20 protein-coding genes and 1 pseudogene are annotated in these 22,100 nt (G+C 52.4%); 7 read left to right on the plus strand and 14 right to left on the minus strand.

Annotation, left to right across the window (positions count from 1 at the left end):
- Positions 1–17 precede the first annotated feature (17 nt).
- The 8 genes from rseP to rpsB form a co-directional block, all read right to left on the minus strand.
- Positions 18–1,370, minus strand: a complete 1,353-nt coding sequence (rseP, locus tag HV237_RS19415; protein ID WP_046275344.1) for a sigma E protease regulator RseP — start codon at positions 1,368–1,370, stop codon at positions 18–20.
- Between the two features lie 11 nt (positions 1,371–1,381).
- Positions 1,382–2,239 (minus strand): phosphatidate cytidylyltransferase, encoded by an 858-nt coding sequence (gene cdsA, locus HV237_RS19420; RefSeq protein WP_047358501.1) that lies wholly within the window; start codon positions 2,237–2,239, stop codon positions 1,382–1,384.
- Positions 2,240–2,251: 12 nt separating this feature from the next.
- A complete protein-coding gene (ispU, locus tag HV237_RS19425; protein WP_003018543.1) occupies positions 2,252–3,010 on the minus strand; it encodes a (2E,6E)-farnesyl-diphosphate-specific ditrans,polycis-undecaprenyl-diphosphate synthase in 759 nt (252 codons plus the stop codon).
- Positions 3,011–3,322: 312 nt separating this feature from the next.
- Entirely contained in the window at positions 3,323–4,519 is a 1,197-nt protein-coding gene (gene ispC / locus HV237_RS19430; RefSeq protein WP_046275346.1) for a 1-deoxy-D-xylulose-5-phosphate reductoisomerase, read from the minus strand.
- A 218-nt stretch (positions 4,520–4,737) separates the two neighbouring features.
- Positions 4,738–5,295 carry a ribosome recycling factor gene (gene frr / locus HV237_RS19435; protein ID WP_016151760.1) on the minus strand — a complete coding sequence of 186 codons (558 nt, stop codon included), beginning with the start codon at positions 5,293–5,295 and terminating at the stop codon, positions 4,738–4,740.
- Positions 5,296–5,434: 139 nt separating this feature from the next.
- Entirely contained in the window at positions 5,435–6,160 is a 726-nt protein-coding gene (gene pyrH, locus HV237_RS19440) for a UMP kinase (protein WP_005132114.1), read from the minus strand.
- A 145-nt stretch (positions 6,161–6,305) separates the two neighbouring features.
- Entirely contained in the window at positions 6,306–7,157 is an 852-nt protein-coding gene (gene tsf, locus HV237_RS19445; protein WP_016151759.1) for a translation elongation factor Ts, read from the minus strand.
- 134 nt (positions 7,158–7,291) lie between these two features.
- Positions 7,292–8,017, minus strand: a complete 726-nt coding sequence (gene rpsB / locus HV237_RS19450) for a 30S ribosomal protein S2 (RefSeq protein ID WP_016151758.1) — start codon at positions 8,015–8,017, stop codon at positions 7,292–7,294.
- Between the two features lie 450 nt (positions 8,018–8,467).
- Here rpsB and map point away from each other — a divergent pair, with 450 nt between their 5' ends.
- The 4 genes from map to HV237_RS19470 all read left to right on the plus strand — a co-directional run bounded on the left by map (position 8,468) and on the right by HV237_RS19470 (position 13,401).
- Complete coding sequence (map, locus tag HV237_RS19455) at positions 8,468–9,262, plus strand: type I methionyl aminopeptidase (protein WP_016151757.1); 795 nt, start codon at positions 8,468–8,470, stop codon at positions 9,260–9,262.
- 114 nt (positions 9,263–9,376) lie between these two features.
- Positions 9,377–12,049: a bifunctional uridylyltransferase/uridylyl-removing protein GlnD gene (gene glnD, locus HV237_RS19460; RefSeq protein WP_181541583.1), complete on the plus strand. Its 2,673-nt coding sequence runs from the start codon at positions 9,377–9,379 to the stop codon at positions 12,047–12,049.
- 31 nt (positions 12,050–12,080) lie between these two features.
- Positions 12,081–12,905, plus strand: coding sequence for a 2,3,4,5-tetrahydropyridine-2,6-dicarboxylate N-succinyltransferase (dapD, locus tag HV237_RS19465; RefSeq protein ID WP_003829186.1), 825 nt, complete (start codon positions 12,081–12,083; stop codon positions 12,903–12,905).
- A gap of 109 nt (positions 12,906–13,014) precedes the next feature.
- Entirely contained in the window at positions 13,015–13,401 is a 387-nt protein-coding gene (locus tag HV237_RS19470; protein WP_003018562.1) for a DUF3461 family protein, read from the plus strand.
- A gap of 42 nt (positions 13,402–13,443) precedes the next feature.
- Here HV237_RS19470 and cdaR read toward each other — a convergent pair whose 3' ends face one another.
- The 3 genes from cdaR to dgt all read right to left on the minus strand — a co-directional run bounded on the left by cdaR (position 13,444) and on the right by dgt (position 17,830).
- Positions 13,444–14,601, minus strand: coding sequence for a DNA-binding transcriptional regulator CdaR (cdaR, locus tag HV237_RS19475; RefSeq protein ID WP_016151755.1), 1,158 nt, complete (start codon positions 14,599–14,601; stop codon positions 13,444–13,446).
- 148 nt (positions 14,602–14,749) lie between these two features.
- Complete coding sequence (gene degP, locus HV237_RS19480) at positions 14,750–16,183, minus strand: serine endoprotease DegP (RefSeq protein ID WP_016151754.1); 1,434 nt, start codon at positions 16,181–16,183, stop codon at positions 14,750–14,752.
- Positions 16,184–16,312: 129 nt separating this feature from the next.
- Complete coding sequence (dgt, locus tag HV237_RS19485; RefSeq protein WP_016155724.1) at positions 16,313–17,830, minus strand: dGTPase; 1,518 nt, start codon at positions 17,828–17,830, stop codon at positions 16,313–16,315.
- Positions 17,831–17,913: 83 nt separating this feature from the next.
- On the opposite strand from dgt, the gene mtnN reads away from it, so the two are divergent.
- From mtnN to HV237_RS19500, 3 genes are read left to right on the plus strand one after another with little or no spacing between them, the layout of a single operon-like run.
- Positions 17,914–18,612, plus strand: a complete 699-nt coding sequence (gene mtnN / locus HV237_RS19490; protein ID WP_016151752.1) for a 5'-methylthioadenosine/S-adenosylhomocysteine nucleosidase — start codon at positions 17,914–17,916, stop codon at positions 18,610–18,612.
- Positions 18,605–19,405: a vitamin B12 ABC transporter substrate-binding protein BtuF gene (gene btuF, locus HV237_RS19495; RefSeq protein ID WP_016155723.1), complete on the plus strand. Its 801-nt coding sequence runs from the start codon at positions 18,605–18,607 to the stop codon at positions 19,403–19,405. The genes mtnN and btuF overlap by 8 nt, the downstream gene beginning before the upstream one ends.
- 37 nt (positions 19,406–19,442) lie before the next feature.
- Entirely contained in the window at positions 19,443–20,066 is a 624-nt protein-coding gene (locus tag HV237_RS19500) for a TRIC cation channel family protein (protein ID WP_006686772.1), read from the plus strand.
- Positions 20,067–20,185: 119 nt separating this feature from the next.
- On the opposite strand, the gene erpA is transcribed toward HV237_RS19500, so the two are convergent.
- The 3 genes and pseudogenes from erpA to clcA all read right to left on the minus strand — a co-directional run bounded on the left by erpA (position 20,186) and on the right by clcA (position 22,033).
- Positions 20,186–20,530, minus strand: a complete 345-nt coding sequence (gene erpA / locus HV237_RS19505; RefSeq protein WP_003018581.1) for an iron-sulfur cluster insertion protein ErpA — start codon at positions 20,528–20,530, stop codon at positions 20,186–20,188.
- Positions 20,523–20,588: pseudogene (yadW, locus tag HV237_RS26065) on the minus strand (small protein YadW). The gene erpA and the pseudogene yadW overlap by 8 nt, the downstream one beginning before the upstream one ends.
- A 23-nt stretch (positions 20,589–20,611) precedes the next feature.
- Positions 20,612–22,033, minus strand: coding sequence for a H(+)/Cl(-) exchange transporter ClcA (clcA, locus tag HV237_RS19510; protein ID WP_019078400.1), 1,422 nt, complete (start codon positions 22,031–22,033; stop codon positions 20,612–20,614).
- Positions 22,034–22,100: the final 67 nt, after the last annotated feature.

Here is a 22,100-nt window from a genome sequence, read left to right on the forward strand (position 1 = left end):
TTCTTCCTAACACTCTCTTACAACCGAGAGAAATCATTGAAAAGTGCAAGCCCCATTAACAACACCAGCAAGATAGAGCCAATGCGATAACTAAAGTCTTGAACCCGCTCGGATACCGGACCGCCCTTCAGCTTTTCAATCGCCAGGAACAGCAGATGCCCCCCGTCAAGAACGGGCAACGGAAACAGGTTGATTATCCCTAAGTTCACGCTGATAAGCGCAAGGAACATCAGGTAATAAATAACCCCGAACTCCGCTGACATCCCAGCCCCCTGGGCGATAGAAATCGGCCCACTGAGGTTGTTCAGTTTTACATCACCGGTAATCAATTTTCCCAGCATACTGACCGTCAGCTTCATCAACTGCCACGTTTTATCCGAGGCTTCGAGGATGGCGCTGAATGGCCCATACTGGCGTACAGTCTTATACTCATCAGGCAGAGGAATAACTTTAGGCACCACGCCCGCAAAACCCTCTGCCTTCCCGTTAACCTGTTTTGAATCTGGGGTTAACGTTAAAGACAAGGAACTTCCTTGTCTTTCAATATCTAGCGCTAACGGCTTATCCGGATTATCGCGCACCAGCGTCACGAACGTCATCCATTGCGTCAGCGGCTGACCATTGACTTTAACGATCCTGTCGCCAGCTTGCAAACCCGCCTTACTTGCAGCGGAGTTTACCTGCACTTCTGACAGCACCGATTCAATCTGCGGACCGCGTGGGCGAATCCCTAAACTGGAAACAGGATCCTCTTTGTCTGGCTCAAATGCCCAATGGCGTAAATCCAGCGTTTTGTCCTGCCGCTGGTTGCCGCCAAACTGCGCCACGCTGAGAGTCGTATGTTCATCGCCAATTTTGGATACCAGTTGTAATCGCACGGCATCCCAATCAGGGGTTTCGATACCATCAACCGCTTTTAGTTCCGTACCCGGCTGAATTTGCGCCTGTGCGGCAATCGAGTTGGGTGTTATTTCACCAACAACCGGACGAACGCCAGGGACACCGATGATAAACACCAGCCAATACGCGAAAATAGCAAAAAGGAAGTTGGCAATCGGACCTGCGGCGATGATGGCTGCGCGTTGTCCAACCGTTTTATTGTTGAAAGCGTAATGGCGCAGCTCCGGTGCGACCGGTTCAGCGCGCTCATCCAGCATCTTGACGTAACCGCCGAGGGGAATCAGGGCGATGACGTATTCCGTACCTGATTTATCGGTACGCCGCCAAAGCGCTTTTCCAAAGCCAATGGAAAAGCGTTCGACGCGGACTCCGCAGCGCCGTGCAACCCAGAAATGACCAAATTCATGCACGGTGATAAGCACACCAAGTGCAACGATGAATGCAGCCAGATTCCAGAGAATACTCAGCATAAGACCATCCGTTAGAGTGTCCTGAATACCAGTAACAACAGGCAGGCAAAGACCGGTACCGCAGCCGTCAGGCTATCAATACGATCCAAAATACCGCCGTGTCCTGGTATTAAGTGACCACTGTCCTTAATACCTGCTTCACGCTTAAACATACTCTCGGTCAGGTCCCCCAGCACGGAGGCCAGGGCTGCAACGATGGAGCAAATAAGCAAGGTGACAGGCGCAACCTCAAGATTCGCCCACATGCCATAACCCCATGAGATCACGGCCGCAGTGGCGAGTCCGCCAATAAAACCCTGCCAGGTTTTACCAGGAGAAACCTTCGGCGCCAGCTTATGTTTGCCAAATAGCTTACCAAACATATAGGCACCCGAGTCCGCTCCCCAGACGAGGATCATGACATACAGCAGCCATAACGCGCCACTATAATGATTCTCATCATAGTGCCATACACGTAGCGCCAGCATTCCCCAAAAGAAAGGGACTATGGTTAACACGCCGAAAATTATGCGTAATGTTTTGGAATTACGCCAGACCGACGCAGAGCCGGGATAAAACAGCACCAGTAACAGCGCCACGACCCACCAGCCCAGCGACGCCCACAGCGATACTTCAACCAGCGGCTGATGAATATTGCGATGGTATTCCGGCAACAAAAATAGCATCAGTGCCAGCAATAGCCCGCACAAAACAGCCAGCCAGACTCGCTGCGTACGCGTGGTAAAACCGCTTAACTGTCCCCATTCCCAGGCGGCCAGCATACAGACGGCCAGCGTAACAATGGCGAACCCCACCGGCGGCAGCAAAAACAGCGCCGCGATGACAACGGGTATTAAAACAAAAGCAGAAATCAGGCGATACTTCAGCAAAAGCGACCCCCATCAGGCTTTTTCATCACCGGGCTCGGTGCCGCCGAAACGACGCTCACGATTAGCAAAGGCATGCAGCGCACCTTCAAAGTCTTGTTCATCGAAATCGGGCCAGAGAACATCCGTAAAGTAAAGTTCGGCATAGGCAATTTGCCACAACAGAAAATTACTAATTCGATGCTCTCCCCCAGTCCTTATCACTAAATCCACAGGAGCCAGTTCATGCATACAAATTTGCTGCCCCAGCATCTCTTCATCGATTTGCTCTGGACGCAGCAGACCATCCTGCACCTGTTGTGCCAGTTGTCTGACTCCCTGGACTATATCCCACCGTCCACCGTAATTCGCTGCAATATTTAGCGTCAACCCGGTATTCTGGGCGGTAATCGCTTCTGATTTGCGAATCCGTTCTTGCAAACGTGAGTTAAATCGACTGATATCCCCGATAATACGCAGACGTACGTTATGGCGGTGCAGGTTTTTCACTTCGCTATCAAGCGCCCACACAAACAGCTCCATTAACGCGCTCACTTCCTGCGCAGGTCGGTTCCAGTTCTCACTGCTAAAGGCATACAGCGTTAACGCATCAATACCGTTATTGGCAGCAAAAGAGACAGCCCGGCGGACGGACTTTGCTCCGGCCTTATGTCCAAAGGCGCGAATCTTCCCTTGCTTTTTCGCCCAGCGGCCATTGCCATCCATGATAATTGCTACATGGCGACAACCATGTGCTGGCAAATTTTCGCTTAATGGTTTAGTTGCAGACAACATAACGCGTTTTTAGTCCCTGAAAGGATTATACGGTACTCAGGAATACTGAAGCCTTTTGCGCTTCATCCTTCAGGCTGCTCCTTCGTCGGCTGTGATCTTCGCCCAAGTCACATACTCTTTGTATGCTCCAGGGGACTCATCCACTTGCCACCTTGATGCAACCTGAATGATTTTGTGCATCCACAAAAAAGCCGTGTCAAACCACGGCTTACCCGACCGAAAAAAAACAAATACCCGCGATCGAGTGGCGCAGACTATATCACTGAAGCCCAACGCTAACAAATAGCGCGATTCTCCGAGGAGGGATTATCATCAGCTTGAGCGTCGCATCACTTCTTTTCTGGCGACTTCCCGCGCGATAGCATCAACCTTCAGCACGTCATCAACGCTCTGTGGCTCCTGCAAATCCATCTTATCCAGCACGGATAAATTCAGGTCAGCAATATCGGTAAATCGGATCTGCTGCGCCAGAAATGCGGCAACGGTAATTTCATTCGCTGCGTTCAAAGCGGTCGTCGCCGCCTGCCCTTGCTCAAACGCGTCCATCGCCAGTTTCAGGCATGGATAACGCTGGTAATCAGGTGCGGAAAACGTCAACGCGCTGAGCTTGCAAAAGTCGACAGGCTTGACGCCGGACGTCACTCGTTCTGGCCATGCCATCGTATGAGCAATAGGTGTACGCATATCAGGTTCCCCCAACTGCGCCAGAACGCTACCATCCTGATAACGCACCATCGAATGAATAACCGACTGCGGGTGAATCAGCACTTCCATCTGGCTTGCATTGGCATTAAATAACCAACGCGCTTCAATGTATTCCAGACCTTTATTCATCATGGTGGCTGAATCGACAGAGATTTTTCGTCCCATCGACCAATTCGGATGACGACATGCCTGATCGGGGGTCATAGAAACCAGATCGCGCAATGGCGTTTCACGGAAAGGGCCACCAGACCCGGTAAGCAAAACTGAAATGACGCCATTTTGCTCAAGGTCAGCGTATCCCAGATTGTGTTGGATAGGTTGCGGTAAACTCTGAAAAATCGCGTTATGTTCGCTATCTACCGGCAAAAGCTGTGCTTTGTGGCGTTGCACGTCGTCCATAAACAGACGCCCGCAGGTCACCAGAGACTCTTTATTCGCCAGCAAAATGCTTTTGCCCGCGCGGATTGCCGCCAGCGTCGGTAGCAAGCCCGCCGCGCCGACAATCGCCGCCATAACCTGATCAACATCATCCAGCGCAGCCATATCACAGGCAGCCTGCTGCCCGCTCATAACCTCAGTACGACTGCCCTGCTCCAGCAGAGCTGCTTTTACCAACGCAGCGCTTTTTTCATCGTCCATTACCGCATAGCGAGGAGAAAATTCCAGACATTGCTCAACCATACGGACGACATTTTTACCCGCCACCAACGCAGCAACACGAAATTTTTCCGGGTTATGGCGTACTACATCCAGCGTACTGCAACCAATGGAACCGGTTGATCCCAGGATGGTTAATTGCTTCATCAGACATCCAGAAGAATTTTACTCGTCATACTTCAAGTTGCATGTACGTTGGCTCTCCTCGTTCACCCCTGTCACGCACAGGTGTACGCTCCCGGGGATGCCCTGCGTCGCCGCCTTCCTGCAACTCGAATATTTAGAGTATATAGACAGAAAAAAGCAAAACGCCGCCATCCAGCCTTCTCAGGCCTTCTAAGCGGCGTTTTTAGCGTACAGGCGAATCAGAACTGCATCAGTTCCGTTTCTTTCTCTGCCAGCGCCGCATCAACTTTCTTGATAGCTGCGTCAGTCAGTTTCTGTACGTCGTCCTGAGAACGGCGATCGTCATCTTCGCTGATCTCTTTTTCTTTCAACAACGCTTTCACTTTGTCGTTGGCATCACGGCGTACGTTACGTACGGCAACGCGCGCGCCTTCAGCTTCGCCACGCACGATCTTAGTCAGATCTTTACGACGTTCTTCAGTCAGCGGCGGCAGCGGAACGCGGATGTCGGAACCCGCAGAACTTGGATTCAGACCGAGGTCGGAAGCCATAATTGCTTTCTCAACGGCTGGCCCCATAGAACGGTCAAACACGTTGATTTTCAGGGTACGGGAATCTTCAACCGTTACGCTTGCCAGCTGGCGCAGCGGGGTCGGTGTGCCGTAATATTCCACGACAATACCATCCAGCAGGCTAGGAGAAGCACGGCCCGTGCGAATTTTGCTGATTTGGTTTTTGAACGCTTCGACGCATTTGTCCATGCGTACTTCAGCATCTTTTCTGATATCGTTGATCACGTTACGAATCCTTGAAAGCTTGTTTCAGTCAGACCATACCCACCACGCAAGATGTGACAAGTATAGTCTTGATTAATTTTGAGGGACGTATCCCGCGACATTAAAGCGGAATATTACCTGCATTTAGCCGCAACGGGAATTATTCCGTGATTAACGTGCCTTCTTTTTCACCCATAACAACACGGCGCAGCGCACCCGGTTTGTTCATGTTAAAGACACGAATCGGTAATTTGTGGTCACGAGCCAGCGTAAACGCCGCAAGATCCATCACTTTCAGCTCTTTATCCAGTACTTCAGCATAGGTCAACTGTTCGTACATAGTCGCCGTTGGATCTTTAGCCGGGTCAGCCGTAAATACGCCATCGACTTTGGTGGCTTTCAGTACCACATCCGCTTCAATTTCAATACCACGCAGGCAAGCCGCAGAGTCGGTAGTGAAGAACGGATTGCCAGTACCCGCAGACAAAATAACAACGCGGTTGTTACGCAGCAGGCTGATTGCTTCCGCCCAGCTGTAGTTATCACACACGCCATTCAGAGGAATAGCGGACATCAAGCGAGCGTTCACATAGGCGCGGTGAAGCGCATCGCGCATCGCCAGACCGTTCATGACGGTGGCTAACATGCCCATGTGGTCGCCCACAACGCGGTTCATCCCTGCTTTCGCCAGACCAGCGCCACGGAACAGGTTACCACCACCAATCACTACGCCAACCTGGATACCCAGCTCAACCAGCTCTTTGATTTCCTGAGCCATACGGTCAAGGATGCTTGCATCAATACCGAAGCCTTCTGAACCTTGCAGAGCTTCGCCACTTAACTTAAGCAGAATACGTTTGTAGACGGGTTTTGCATTGGTAGCCATGTTTCTTTCCTGAGACTGTCAACGAATGAGATGAATTAATACCGGCGACATTGTATGTCGCTTTTCAGCATGACCAATATAGCGGTTCGCTGAATTTACAAGCCAGACACAAAAAGAAGCCGCCCTCAGGCGGCTCCTTTAAAAATTAAGACTGCTTGGACATCGCAGCAACTTCTGCTGCAAAGTCAGTCTCAACTTTCTCGATACCTTCACCCACTTCAAAGCGGATGAAGCCTGTTACATCAGCGTTGTGCTCTTTCAGCAGCTGACCAACAGATTTGCTCGGATCCATAACGAAAGGCTGACCAGTCAGAGAAACTTCACCGGTGAATTTCTTCATGCGGCCTTCAACCATTTTCTCTGCGATTTCTTTCGGCTTACCAGACTGCATCGCGATGTCCAGCTGAACCTGGTATTCTTTCTCTACCACTTCAGCAGAAACGTCTTCCGGCTTAACGAATTCTGGTTTGCTTGCAGCAACGTGCATTGCCAGCTGTTTAACCAGCTCTTCGTCAGCGCCAGTTGCAGCAACCAGAACACCGATACGAGCACCGTGCTGGTAGTTACCCAGAACTTCGCCTTCCAGGGAAGCAACACGACGGATGTTGATGTTCTCACCGATTTTAGCAACCAGAGCAACACGTTCTTCTTCGAACTGCGCTTTCAGAACTTCAACGTCAGTGATTTTGCCAGCAACGGCAGCGTCCAGTACTTTGTCAGCAAATGCCTGGAAACCAGCATCTTTAGCAACGAAGTCAGTCTGGCAGTTAACTTCCAGAATGAAAGCGATGTTGCCGTCGATTTTGGTTTTGATTACGCCGTCAGCAGCAACGTTGCCTGCTTTTTTCGCCGCTTTGATTGCGCCGGACTTACGCATGTTTTCGATTGCCAGCTCGATGTCGCCATTAGCTTCAGTCAGTGCTTTTTTGCAATCCATCATGCCTGCGCCAGTACGCTCACGCAGCTCTTTTACCAGGGATGCGGTAATTTCAGCCATTCTAAAATCCTCGGAAGATTTGATCTGCCCGGCATGAAACCGCACAGATTTAAAAGTGAAAAAGGGGCCTAAAGGGCCCCTAACCAAACGTGATACTACCTGGTTTATAAGGGGGCTCGAACGAGCGTGCCTTATTATTCAGCTTCTACGAAGCTTTCTTCCGCCTGGGAAGCCAGATCCTGAGAACGGCCTTCACGAACGGTAGTAGCTACAGCGCCCAGGTACAGGGTCACAGCACGGATTGCGTCGTCGTTACCCGGGATAACGAAGTCAACACCGTCCGGATCAGAGTTGGTATCAACAATAGCAAATACTGGGATACCCAGGTTGTTTGCTTCTTTGATAGCAATGTGCTCGTGGTCAGCATCGATTACGAACAGAGCGTCCGGCAGACCGCCCATGTCTTTGATACCGCCCAGGCTGTTTTCCAGTTTCTCAAGCTCACGAGTACGCATCAGCGCTTCTTTCTTGGTCAGCTTTTCGAAAGTACCGTCCTGAGACTGAGTTTCCAGATCTTTCAGACGTTTGATGGACTGACGAACGGTTTTCCAGTTAGTCAGCATGCCGCCCAACCAGCGATGGTTCACGAAGAACTGGTCGCAGTTGTTAGCAGCTTCTTTCACCGCTTCGCTTGCAGCGCGTTTAGTACCAACGAAAAGGATTTTACCTTTACGAGCAGAGATCTTGTTCAGTTCAGCCAGAGCTTCGTTGAACATCGGTACAGTTTTCTCAAGGTTGATGATGTGAACTTTGTTACGCGCACCGAAGATGAACGGCTTCATTTTCGGGTTCCAGTAACGGGTCTGGTGACCGAAGTGAACACCAGCCTTGAGCATGTCGCGCATGGAAACAGTTGCCATGATTAAAACCTCTATATATAAAAGTTGGGGTTAAGCCTCCACGCATCCCATATTACCGACCCCAAAGGGCACCCCGGAATATGTGCCGATACGTGTGTGTTGTTACACAAAGTGAGATTTGTCGCTCCCGTCCATCGTGTGTAGTCTTCAAATGGATCGGAAGTCCGGCGCGCTTTATACCACAAATACGCTACCGACACCAATAATTGTTGGCGGTGCGTGCTGAATGAACGATGAATTTCGTGTTACAGGGAGGCAGCCAATTTTTTGCATCTCCGGGCGCTTACATGCAGTGAGCGACTGGAGTGAAAAATTTCAGCCAACACACCTGTGGCACGAAAGGCGAAGTTCAGAATGATTCTCAATTTGGCAGCATGTATGCCGGACTGATACCATTGGCACCACTTAAACAATTATTGCCGATATCATCGGCACTGATGGACAGAATTCATGGCTATCTCAATCAAGACCCCTGAAGAAATCGAAAAAATGCGCGTCGCTGGCCGTCTGGCCGCCGATGTACTGGAAATGATCGAACCGTTTGTTAAGCCAGGCGTCAGCACCGGCGAACTGGATCGCATCTGTAATGACTACATCGTGAATGAGCAGCAGGCCATTTCCGCCTGCCTGGGCTATCACGGTTATCCGAAGTCCGTGTGCATCTCTATTAATGAAGTGGTGTGCCATGGGATCCCGGACGACGCCAAGCTCCTGAAAGACGGCGATATCGTCAACATCGACGTAACCGTGATTAAAGACGAGTTCCACGGTGATACCTCGAAAATGTTCATCGTCGGCAAACCAACCATTCTGGGCGAGCGTTTGTGCCGCGTCACGCAGGAAAGCCTGTATCTGGCGCTGCGGATGGTAAAACCGGGTATTCGCCTGCGCACGCTGGGCGCTGCGATTCAGAAATACGCGGAAGGCGAAGGCTTCTCTGTGGTTCGTGAATATTGCGGTCACGGCATCGGTCGCGGCTTCCATGAAGAGCCGCAGGTTCTGCACTACGATGCAGACGACGGCGGTGTGGTACTGCAGCCGGGCATGACCTTCACCGTAGAACCCATGCTGAATGCCGGTGATTACCGCATCCGCACCATGAAAGACGGGTGGACGGTGAAAACCAAAGATCGGAGCTTGTCTGCTCAGTACGAGCATACTATTGTGGTGACGGAAAAAGGCTGTGAAATTCTGACATTACGCAAGGATGACACCATCCCGGCGATTATCACACACGACGAATAATGTTTTGCCTGATGGCGATGCACCCGCATCTTATCAGGCCTACAAATTGTACTACTTCGTAGGCCGGGTAAGGCGTTCACGCCGTCATCCGGCTTTTTTAATGGGTGGCGCATAATGAATACTCTTCCTGAACAACACGCAAATACTGCCCTCCCCACCCTGCCAGGCCAACCGCAGAACCCCGGAACCTGGCCGCAGCACGATCTCAACTGCCCCGGCATTAAAGCGCATATCGACACTTTCCAGCACTGGTTAGGTGACGCGTTTGACAGCGGGATTTCCGCAGAGCAGCTGATTGAGGCCCGCACCGAGTTTATTGACCAGTTACTGCAACGTCTGTGGATTGAAGCCGGTTTCGGTCAAATTGCCGACCTGGCGCTGGTTGCCGTTGGCGGTTACGGGCGCGGCGAACTGCATCCGCTTTCCGATATTGACCTGCTGATCCTGAGTCGTAAAAAGCTACCAGACGCGCAGGCCGAAAAAGTTGGCGAACTGTTAACGCTGCTATGGGACGTGAGGCTCGAGGTTGGGCACAGCGTGCGCACGCTGGAAGAGTGTCTGCTGGAAGGATTGTCAGATTTAACCGTCGCCACCAACCTGATTGAAACACGCCTGCTGATTGGTGATGTGGCGCTGTTTCTTGAGCTACAAAAGCATATTTTTAGCGAAGGTTTCTGGCCATCCGATAAGTTTTACGCAGCCAAAGTTGAAGAGCAGAATCAGCGCCACCAGCGCTATCACGGCACCAGCTACAACCTGGAGCCGGATATCAAAAGTAACCCCGGCGGCCTGCGCGATATTCATACCCTGCAATGGGTGGCCCGCCGCCATTTTGGCGCCACCTCACTGGATGAAATGGTCGGTTTCGGCTTTTTGACGCAGGCAGAACGTGCCGAGCTGAATGAATGTTTGCATATCCTGTGGCGCATTCGCTTTGCCCTGCATCTGGTCGTTAGTCGTTACGACAACCGTCTGCTGTTTGATCGTCAGCTCAGCGTGGCGCAACGCCTGAACTACGGCGGTGAAGGCAACGAGCCTATCGAGCGGATGATGAAAGACTATTTCCGCGTCACACGACGGGTCAGCGAACTGAACCACATGCTGTTGCAACTGTTCGACGAGGCGATCCTCGCCCTGCCCGCCGATGAAAAACCACGTCCGATTGATGACGACTTTCAACTGCGCGGCACGTTGATTGATCTGCGCGACGACGACCTGTTTATTCGCAAACCCGAGGCGATATTGCGGATGTTTTACATCATGGTGCGTAATAGCGCGATCAGTGGAATTTACTCCACTACGCTGCGCCATTTGCGTCATGCCCGCCGTCATTTAACGCAGCCACTGTGCTACATCCCGGAAGCGCGTTCGCTGTTTCTCAGTATGTTGCGCCATCCGGGCGCGGTGAGTCGCGGCCTGCTGCCTATGCATCGCCACAGCGTGTTGTGGGCCTATATGCCGCAATGGTCGCATATTGTCGGCCAAATGCAGTTTGACCTGTTTCATGCCTATACGGTGGATGAACACACCATTCGCGTAATGCTCAAGCTGGAAAGTTTTGCTAACGAAGAGACCCGTCAGCGCCATCCGCTGTGTGTGGATCTGTGGCCGCGTCTACGACAGCCGGAGCTGATTTTGATTGCCGCGCTGTTCCACGATATCGCCAAAGGTCGCGGCGGCGATCACTCGGTTCTCGGCGCCCAGGATGTGCTCAAATTCGCCGAACTGCACGGTCTGAACTCCCGCGAAACGCAACTGATCGTGTGGCTGGTGCGCCAGCATTTGCTGATGTCGGTTACCGCTCAGCGCCGCGATATTCAGGATCCCGAAGTCATTAAGCAATTCGCCGAAGAGGTGCAAACGGAACATCGTCTGCGCTTTTTGGTGTGCCTGACCGTCGCAGATATTTGCGCCACCAACGAAACGCTGTGGAATAGCTGGAAGCAAAGCTTGCTGCGCGAGCTGTACTTCGCGACGGAGAAACAGTTACGGCGCGGGATGCAAAACACGCCGGATATGCGTGAGCGCGTACGCCATCATCAGCTTCAGGCGCTGGCGCTACTGCGCATGGACAACATTGATGAAGAAGCGCTACACCATATCTGGTCGCGCTGTCGCGCCAACTATTTCGTACGTCACAGCCCAAATCAGCTGGCCTGGCATGCACGTCATCTGCTGCAACACGATCTCAGCAAGCCGCTGATCCTGCTCAGCCCGCAGGCCACGCGAGGCGGGACGGAAATTTTCATCTGGAGCCCTGACCGCCCTTACCTGTTTGCTGCCGTCTGCGCCGAACTGGACAGGCGCAACCTTAGCGTCCACGATGCGCAGATTTTCACCACCCGCGATGGGATGGCGATGGATACGTTCATTGTGCTGGAACCAGACGGTAGCCCGCTGTCGTCAGACCGACACGAAGCGATCCGTTTTGGGCTTGAACAGGCGATCACCCAGCGTAGCTGGCAGCCGCCGCAACCGCGTCGCCAGCCGGCAAAATTACGTCACTTTACCGTCGATACCGAGGTCACTTTTCTGCCGACCCATACCGACCGAAAATCATTTCTTGAGCTTATCGCTCTCGACCAGCCAGGACTGCTGGCGCGGGTCGGGCAGATTTTTGCCGATCTGGGAATTTCGCTGCATGGCGCCCGAATTACAACTATTGGCGAGCGAGTAGAAGATTTATTCATAATCGCCACCGCCGACCGGCGCGCCCTTAATAATGAGCTGCAGCAGGAAGTGCATCAACGGTTGACAGAGGCCCTCAATCCAAACGATAAAGGGTAATGTTTTTATTTATTATGGAAAGAGTTTAACAATGCAGCAGTTACAGAACGTTATTGAGTCCGCTTTCGAGCGCCGTGCCGACATTACTCCGGCAAATGTAGATACCGTAACCCGCGAAGCGGTGAATCAGGTTATTTCTTTACTGGATTCCGGTGCACTGCGCGTCGCAGAAAAGATTGAGGGTCAGTGGGTCACGCATCAGTGGCTGAAAAAGGCGGTCCTGCTCTCTTTCCGTATTAACGATAATCAGGTTATCGAAGGTGCGGAAAGCCGTTACTTCGATAAAGTGCCGATGAAATTCGCCAACTACGACGAAGCGCGCTTCCAGAAAGAAGGTTTCCGCGTGGTTCCGCCTGCGGCAGTGCGTCAGGGCGCGTTTATCGCCCGTAACACCGTGCTGATGCCGTCTTACGTGAACATCGGCGCTTATGTTGATGAAGGTACGATGGTTGATACCTGGGCGACCGTGGGTTCCTGTGCGCAAATCGGTAAGAACGTACACCTGTCCGGTGGCGTTGGTATTGGTGGCGTACTGGAACCGTTGCAGGCTAACCCGACCATCATCGAAGACAACTGCTTCATCGGCGCGCGCTCTGAAGTGGTTGAAGGCGTGATCGTCGAAGAAGGCTCTGTCATTTCCATGGGTGTGTATATCGGCCAGAGCACCCGTATTTACGATCGCGAAACCGGCGAAGTGCATTACGGCCGCGTTCCGGCGGGCTCCGTGGTCGTCTCCGGCAACCTGCCGTCGAAAGATGGCAAATACAGCCTGTACTGCGCGGTGATTGTGAAGAAAGTCGATGCCAAAACGCGTGGCAAAGTGGGAATCAACGAACTGTTACGCACCATCGACTAACAGCGATTTGAAAAAGCGGGCTTAGCCCGCTTTTTTTACATCTGCGAGTGGCATAAACAAGGCTTTTCGTTAATTATTCAATGGTTATAGTGAGCTTAAGGGTACCGCTATGTATGACAATCTGAAAAGTCTGGGCATTACTAATCCTGAAGAGATCGATCGTTACAGCCTGCGGCAAGAAGCCAACAACGATATCCTGAAAATCTATTTCCAGAAGGATAAAGGCGAGTTTTTTGCCAAGAGCGTGAAGTTCAAATATCCCCGTCAGCGTAAAACGGTTGTCGCCGATGGCGTCGGTCAGGGTTACAAAGAAGTGCAGGAGATCAGTCCCAACCTGCGCTACGTGATCGACGAACTGGATCAGATCTGCCAGCGAGATCGCAGCGAAGTCGATCTTAAACGCAAGATCCTCGATGATTTACGTCATCTGGAAAGCGTCGTGACCAACAAGATCAGCGAGATTGAAGCCGATCTGGAAAAACTAACGCGCAAATAAGTAGATTGTTGCCTGATAGCGCTACGCTTATCAGGCAATTAATCAATGCTGCTCATCCAGCTGCAACGCCACATACAGCAGCAGTCGATCGTCAAAATTCCCCAGATCCAGCCCGGTCAGCTCTGAAATACGGTTCAGGCGATACTCCAGCGTATTGCGGTGAATAAACAATGCTTTTGAGGTCGCCAGCGGCTGAACGTTATGTCGAAACCATGCCGATAATGTTCGACGCAGCAAACCGTTGTTATCCATCGCTTTCAGCCTTACCAGCGGGCGCGCCAGCTCATTGGCCTGCCAGCCGCCGCGCAGGCTGTCCAGCAGCACCGGCAGCATCAAGTCCTGATAGAAATAGCTCCGGCTTTCCGGCATCCGCTGCTTGCCGACCATCATGGTGGTGCGCGCCGTACGATACGAACGGGCAATGCTGCCGGGCCCGGTAAAATAGTTGCCCAGCGACACGCGAAAACGCAGTTGTCCATTCTCTTTCATGCGGGCAATCAGTTGCTCAACGCGCTTGCGATGATCTTCAGCGTCCCAGCGGCCAAACTGATTGAGCGCTGGTTTCAGCACCACCATCTCGGTCAGAGAAACAATCGCAATCAGATTATTACGTTCGGGCGTAGTCAACGCGTTCTGCAATTGCTGTAGCTCCGCCATCGCACTATCAACGCCAAGCTGACCGCTGTCGACCTCCACTACCGCCACCACGCGCGGCTGGTTCAAATCAATGCCCAATCGCTGTGCCCATTCCATCAGCGCCGGGGTATTCTCTTCAGCCTGAATCAGGTTCATCACCAGCTCTTCACGCAGACGGCTATCCTGCGCTAACAGATGCATCAGACGCGACTGTTCCAGCATCATTTCGGCGGTCATGCACACCAGTTCGCCATACTTGCGCAGATGTTCCGGCTCGCCAGTAAGACCGATAACGCCAACGATTTCGCCTTCCAGACGCAGCGGCAGGTTTATCCCCTGACGCACACCGTGTAAATGCCGGGCTACCGCATCGTCAATATCGACCACCCGACCTTGTGAAAGCACCAGCAGCGCGCCTTCGTGCAATTCACCAATTCGTTCGCGATCGCCGCTGCCAATGATCCGCCCGCGGGCATCCATTACGTTGATATTGGTATCAATGATGCGCATGGTTCGCGCTACAATATCCTGCGCCATTTTGGTATCAAGATGCCAGCCAGCCATAAACCCCTCCTGTGAGCAGAGCTCAAGCATAGGGAAGATAATAAGCGGCGGCATTGTGCAACTGCACAAAGCGAGAGGGAGAAGTATGGAGTTGTGGGAAGTATCACAAAAAGAAACCCCTTCCTGTGCAGGAAGGGGTTGAGGGAGATTACTGCATCAACAGATAGATGGAGCTGTCACCACGCTGAATGTTCAGCGCCAGTACAGCCGGTTTGCTGTCGAGGATTTTGCGCAGTTCGGCGATATTTTTCACCGGCTGCTGGTTCGCACCGATAATCACATCCCCTTTCTTCAGGCCAATCCGTGCAGCCGGAGAATTCGCTTTCACCTCGCTGACCACGACCCCTTTGTCCTGGCCTTTGTTGCTCATATCAGCCCCTTCAATGCCTTTGAAGATAGAGCTGGAATCAACCTGAGTCTGGCTGCTCTGCTGCAGTTCCAGATTCACAGTGACCGGCTTACCGTCACGCAACAGGCCAAGGTTAATTTTGCTGCCTACCGGCATCGTACCCACCTGCGCACGCAGGGCGGCGAAGCTGCTGATCGGTTTACCGTTCAGGGAGGTAATCACATCCCCGGCTTTAATACCTGCTTTCGCTGCGGAAGAGTTCGGCATCACCTGGCTGACAAATGCGCCACGCTGAGCATCAACTTTCATCGCTTTCGCCAGCTCAGAGCTCAGCTCGGTACCCATAATACCCAGCTCACCGCGTTTAACCTGACCAAACTCAACCATCTGCGACGTCAGGTTTTTCACCATGTTGCTCGGGATTGCAAAGCCGATACCGATGTTGCCGCCGTCCGGCGCAAGGATCGCGGTGTTAATACCGATCAGCTCACCGTTCAGGTTGACCAGTGCGCCACCGGAGTTACCCCGGTTGATCGCGGCATCCGTCTGAATAAAGTTTTCGTAGTTTTCCGCGTTCAGGCCGCTACGGCCCAGCGCAGAAACAATACCGGAGGTCACGGTCTCACCGAGGCCAAACGGGTTACCAATTGCTACGGTGTAATCACCCACACGCAGCGCGTCGGAATCAGCCAGCTTAATCGCCGTCAGGTTTTTCGGATCCTGAATTTGGATCAGCGCGATATCGGAGCGCGGATCTTTACCCACGATCTTCGCATCAAATTTACGGCCATCGCTCAACTGAACCTTAATCACCGTGGCGTTATCCACCACGTGGTTGTTGGTCACGACATACCCTTTCGCGGCATCAATAATTACGCCGGAACCCAGCGCCATAAATTTCTGCTGCTGGCCGCCGCCGTTGTCAGCGCCCGGCGCGCCGCCCTGGCAGAACGGTGAACTCTGGAACGGTGAACCGTCCTGGCAGAATGGTGAATTATCACCGAAGAACTGCTGGAAATTACGCGGCATACGCGGCGTATTTACCGTCGTGCTCCCCTCGACGTTAATGCTTACCACCGATGGCATCACTTTTTCGAGCATCGGGGCCAGGCTTGGCATCTGTTGGGCGGTCATTGCTGAAGACGACGTCTCAGCCGCTGTGGCAGACAGGGGGGACAACGCCAAACCTAAACTCAGAGCCAGTGCACTCATTGCTAATGTGGTTTTTTTCATGTGTTTCGTTCTCGATTAACAGGTAACGCAAAATTGCTGTATACGTCAGAGTCGTTTTATAGCGCTAAGTTCCAGAATTGAGTTTAAGGAAAAAGTAAAATTTTATTGGCCGTCTTTACAAATGAGTATTTATTGCTCTACGGCCATCAAGCGACGATATTCATCCCAGGCATACAGATCGGTCATCCCGCTGATATAATCCTGAATCAGCCGGCAGCGATAATAATATTCCATTACCGAAAACTCAGCGCAACCCGTTGATATTTTACTAACCGCCTCGACATAAGCAAGACGATGGCGAGTAGACAACTTCTGAAATAATCGTGATTCGATAGGAAAACGTTTAACTCTTTCATTGTCGACCAGCTCAGTAAAATCTGACTGGGACATTTTTAATAAAGGCTGATAGATCTCCAGCAACCCGCTGATCACCCGATACCCCTGCAATTCCAACTGCTCAACGTCCGGATGACTAAATACGTGTTTTACCGCCACATTTTTATAGACCCCTAGCAACTGACTAAAGCTACTGGCATCTTCTAACAGCGCGTGATTAAAGCTGCCGTCAAAAACCTGCGGTAAATTATCAATAAACCGCTGGGCTGCATACGGGACCAGTTTATTCAGCGTATTGACGCGTAAATACATAAAGAACTGATCTTCCGTGCTCCGGCTTAATGTATTTGAACGTGATTTCTCCCAGGCATTCTCAACAACCTGACTAAACAGGGAACCTTTTTCGTGATGCCCCCACGCCTCATGCAGATGGTGATAAAGTTGTTCGACGCTAAAGATTCTTTTCTCAACGGCATCTTCCAGGTCGGCCACGCAATAAGAGATATCATCGGCAGCTTCCATTATCCAGGTTAATGGAAAGCGACTGTAGGGCGCTAATGATAATTCTTTACGTAACCGTTCAATATACGGTTCTTCAGAAAGGTAATAGCCCGGTTTCTTCATTAAATAGTCATGCGTCGTAGGCGTACTTCCGCGCCACCACGCCGGACGGGTATATTTTAAAATACCGCCAACTTGGGCCCAGGTAAGATTCATACGCATCAAAGTATGCACCAGACGAATCCCCTGGGCATTACCTTCAAAATGGCACAGGTCCTGGCGCACCTTACGGCGAATATCATTCAGCGACTCTTCGCCTTCGCGCAAACGTAACGCCGCCACCAGGCAGCGGTCATCGCTGAGGGGCTGACTTTCCGCGTCGGCGGGATACAGCCGCTGGCGGAACCAGTCATTAATCGCCGCTTCACCAAAATGACCAAACGGCGGATTGCCAATGTCATGCATCAGGCACGACATTTCGACAATACTCTCAAACGGTCCCGTCAGTTCATCCAGACCATACTGCTCCAGCAGTTTTAGTTCTTTCAGTCGGCTGAGGATCTCTTTAGCGATATAGCGCCCAACTTGCTGAACTTCCATCGAGTGCGTCAGGCGCGTGCGCACCGCCGCGTTACGCTCCAGCGGAAAAACCTGGGTTTTTTGTTGCAGTCGGCGAATAGCCGGAGAATTGATAATACGTCCACGATCGCTTTCGAAAATACGCAGGATCTCATGCTCCGTCTTCACGCCCTGCGGCGAACGGTAACGACGATGCCAGTTTATTTTTTTTCGGAAATCGATCTGTACCATATCCTCTCCCGCCTGAGAAATGCGCTACCCCTTAAGCGCATGATAGACTATGCCCTCAAATCTGGCTTATCGCGAGTAAATCTATGAAAATCGGCATCATTGGTGCAATGGAAGAAGAAGTTACGCTGCTGCGTGACAAAATCGAAAACCGTCAGACCCTCTCTCTCGGCGGTTGTGAAATTTACACCGGCCAACTGAACGGTACAGAGGTTGCGCTACTGAAATCAGGTATCGGTAAAGTGGCGGCGGCGCTGGGCGCTACGCTGCTGCTTGAACGCTGCAAGCCGGATGCCATCATTAACACCGGTTCCGCGGGCGGCCTGGCCTCTACGCTGAAAGTCGGCGATATTGTGGTTTCTGACGAAGCGCGCTATCACGATGCCGACGTTACCGCCTTTGGCTATGAATTTGGTCAGTTACCGGGCTGCCCGGCTGGTTTTAAAGCCGATCCTGCGCTGATTGCTGCAGCAGAATCCTGCATTGCGCAACTCAATCTGAACGCCGTTCGCGGACTTATCGTCAGCGGCGATGCCTTCATTAATGGCTCCGTAGGTCTGGCTAAAATTAAGCATAACTTCCCGCAGGCCATTGCCGTTGAGATGGAAGCGACCGCGATTGCGCACGTTTGCCATAACTTCAATGTGCCGTTTGTCGTGGTTCGCGCCATCTCTGACGTCGCCGATCAGCAGTCCCATCTCAGCTTTGACGAGTTCCTGGTTGTTGCCGCGAAACAGTCAAGTCTGATGGTTGAAACGCTGGTACAGAAACTGGCGCATGGCTAAATTACTCTCCAGGGCGCTGGTCGCCCTGCTATTCACTCTTCCGGCGTTCCTGTACGCCGCACCGCGTGTTGTGACGCTTTCTCCTGCCAATACCGAACTCGCCTTTGCCGCCGGCATTACACCCGTAGGCGTCAGCAGCTACTCAAACTACCCGCCAGCGGCCAAAAATATCGAGGAGGTTTCCACCTGGCAAGGTATGAACCTTGAACGCATTGTGGCGCTTAAACCGGATTTAGTCGTCGCCTGGCGCGGGGGAAATGCTGAGCGGCAGGTGAATCAACTGACCGCCCTGGGAATTAAGGTCATCTGGGTGGACGCCGTTACCATCGAGCAGGTCGCCGATGCGCTCCGCCAGCTGGCAGCGTGGAGCCCAAAACCTGAGCAGGCCAAACAGGCGGCGCAAACCATGCTTGATGACTATGCTTTACTAAAATCTCGGTATGCCAACAAACCGAAAAAACGCGTGTTTCTCCAGTTTGGCGCAAATCCTCTGTTTACCAGTGGAAAAGGCTCCATTCAGCACGAAGTTCTTGAGGTATGCGGTGGAGAAAACATCTTTGCCGGCAGTCGGGTTCCCTGGCCACAGGTTAGCCGTGAGCAGGTCCTGGCACGAGCGCCCCAGGCTATTGTTGCAACCGGAGGGCCAGGCGAAACTCTGAAAATTGAACAATACTGGGGAAACCAGCTAAAAATACCCATTATTACACTTAATAGTGACTGGTTCGAACGCGCGAGCCCGCGTATTATCCTCGCCGCAAAACAACTCTGTAATGCGCTTTCACAGATAAATTAGCGCCTGCCCCCACCAGGTCTGTTGTGAGGATTTAAAAATGCTCGTCTATTGGCTGGATATTGTCGGCACCGCGGTATTTGCTATCTCTGGCGTCTTACTGGCCGGAAAATTGCGAATGGACCCGTTTGGCGTCCTGGTCCTCGGGGTGGTTACCGCCGTTGGCGGCGGAACGATCCGCGATATGGCGCTGGATCATGGGCCGGTATTTTGGGTTAAGGATCCCACCGATCTGGTGGTGGCAATGATCACCAGCATGCTGACAATCCTGCTGGTACGTCAGCCACGACGTTTACCGAAGTGGATCCTTCCGGTGCTGGATGCCGTTGGCCTGGCGGTGTTCGTGGGGATTGGCGTCAATAAAGCATTTCTCGCAGGGACGGGTCCCCTGGTGGCGATCTGTATGGGGGTGATTACCGGCGTCGGCGGCGGGATCATTCGCGACGTGTTAGCTCGTGAAGTCCCGATGATTCTGCGCACCGAAATCTACGCCACGGCATGTATTATCGGCGGGATCGTGCATGCGACAGCGTTTTATACCTTTAATGTATCGCTGGAAAACGCCAGTATGATGGGGATGATCGTCACCCTGCTGATTAGGCTTGCCGCCATTCGCTGGCATTTGAAATTGCCGACGTTTGCACTGGATGATAACGGGCGCTGATGTGATGATGCAGAACATGTAGGCCGGATAAGGCGTTTACGCCGCCAACCGGCACATTGCCCGGTGGCGCTACGCTTACCGGGCCTACACCATCAGACCATCGGTATTACAGGCAGCAATCAGATGCTGAAAGAAGAACCACACCCGCAGGTGCTTTTCGCATTGGGGTTAGTCACAACGAAGCGGGAACCTTCCAGACCTTCGGTATAGTCAACCGCGCCGCCCACCAGATATTGCAGGCTCATCGGATCAACCACCAGACCCACACCTTGTTTCTCAATGGTCATATCACCATCGTTCACCTGATCATCAAAGGTGAAACCGTACTGGAAACCGCTGCAACCACCGCCGGTGATATACACGCGTAATTTCAGATTCGGGTTATCTTCGTCAGCGATCAGGCTTTTTACTTTATTGGCTGCTGCTTCAGTAAATTGCAGTGGCAGCGCTACGTCATCACTCATATTTTGCTCCAAACGACATTGGCAATTGGGCAAATTATAACCCAATGGTTAAGGCCATTATCTAATACCCTGGTATTTCGTTCAAGTATTCTCGCCAGCGGCGGTACTCTGGCTTTTTGCCGCCTGCTCCGCTTCCTGTTTTGCCAGCGTGCGGGCAAGGATAGTCGAGTATAGCGGCTTTCCACCCATAAATTGGGCTAATAGTGTTGCGCCAAGACAGGTAATAATCATTGGCAAAATGAGCTGATAGTTATCGGTCATCTCCAGCACCAGTACAATACCGGTTAGCGGTGCACGTACCGAAGCCGCCAGCAAAGCTCCCATTCCGGCAATGGCAAAGGTTCCGGCCTCCAGATGATACTGTGGAAAAGAGGCCGCCGCGGCCATACCGAACGCGGTGCCAAGTAATGTGCCCAACGCCAGCATCGGGGCAAAAATCCCACCGGGCGCGCCGGACGAGAAGCACAACAGCGTGGTGATCACCCGGGTAATAAATATGAACAGCAGTAAACCGACGCTAAAATTACCCGCCGCGGCGATAGGAATCAGGTTAAACCCGCCGCCTGCCGCTTCCGGTTTAATTAATCCCAGGATCCCGCACAGGCCACCAATCGCGCCGCCCATCAGCACCCATTTTTTAATTTCGCCGCCGTGGAAGCGCTGGAACATATCCTGGGTACGCAACACCATGGTGTTGAACAACGGCCCGACACAGCCAAAAATAAGCCCCAGCACAAGATACAGCCACAGCGTATTTACCGGCGCATTAGACAGCTTTCCGACTTCAATAATAGGTGCTTCACCGTTGAATACACGAAACACAATGCTCGACATAATAACGCCGGTAAACACGGCTTTGATCGAGACGAGGTTATAGCGAAACTGCGGGCGCATCTCTTCAATAATGAACAGGATCCCCGCCAGAGGCGCATTAAACGCCGCCGACAAACCCGCAGCCGCACCGGTGGCCAGCAGGGTATGTCGCGCTTCGGCGCTGCGCATGCGGAAAATATCCAGCACCATGCGCCCAATGTTCCCGCCTATCTGTACGGTCGGCCCTTCTCGCCCGAGCACCATACCGGCTCCCAGCGTGCCCATGCCGCCAATAAATTTCACCGGCAGAACGCGCCACCAGCGCACAGGTCGTAGCTCTTCCAGCGCGCCTTCAATCTCAGGGATCCCCGAGCCTCCCGCTTCCGGCGCAAATTTACGAACCAGAAAATAGCCGACCATCGCCAGCAATGCAGAGAGAATAAACGCCAGCGGCCACAGCAGAATGGCATGGTCCGCAACCTGGGCCAGGGCGCCAATGCGCTGATTTTGCACCCAGGTCACCGCTTTCTCAAATGCCACGCCAACAAGCCCCGTCACGGTACCGACAACGGCGGCCATCAACAGGATCGCCAGCGGCGTTTTATCGCGTTCCAGGAGTCGACGGATTTGATCCCTGCGGCGTAAACGCACAATTTGTTGTGCTTCAAAAGAGGGAGAGTCAGTCTTCATCAGATGATCATTAATTGGTAATACAAATACGGAATCGGCATTCTACTCGCACATTTCACGAAAATCC

This window comes from Citrobacter sp. RHBSTW-00570 (genome assembly GCF_013739755.1).
Taxonomy (GTDB): Bacteria; Pseudomonadota; Gammaproteobacteria; order Enterobacterales; family Enterobacteriaceae; genus Citrobacter; species Citrobacter braakii.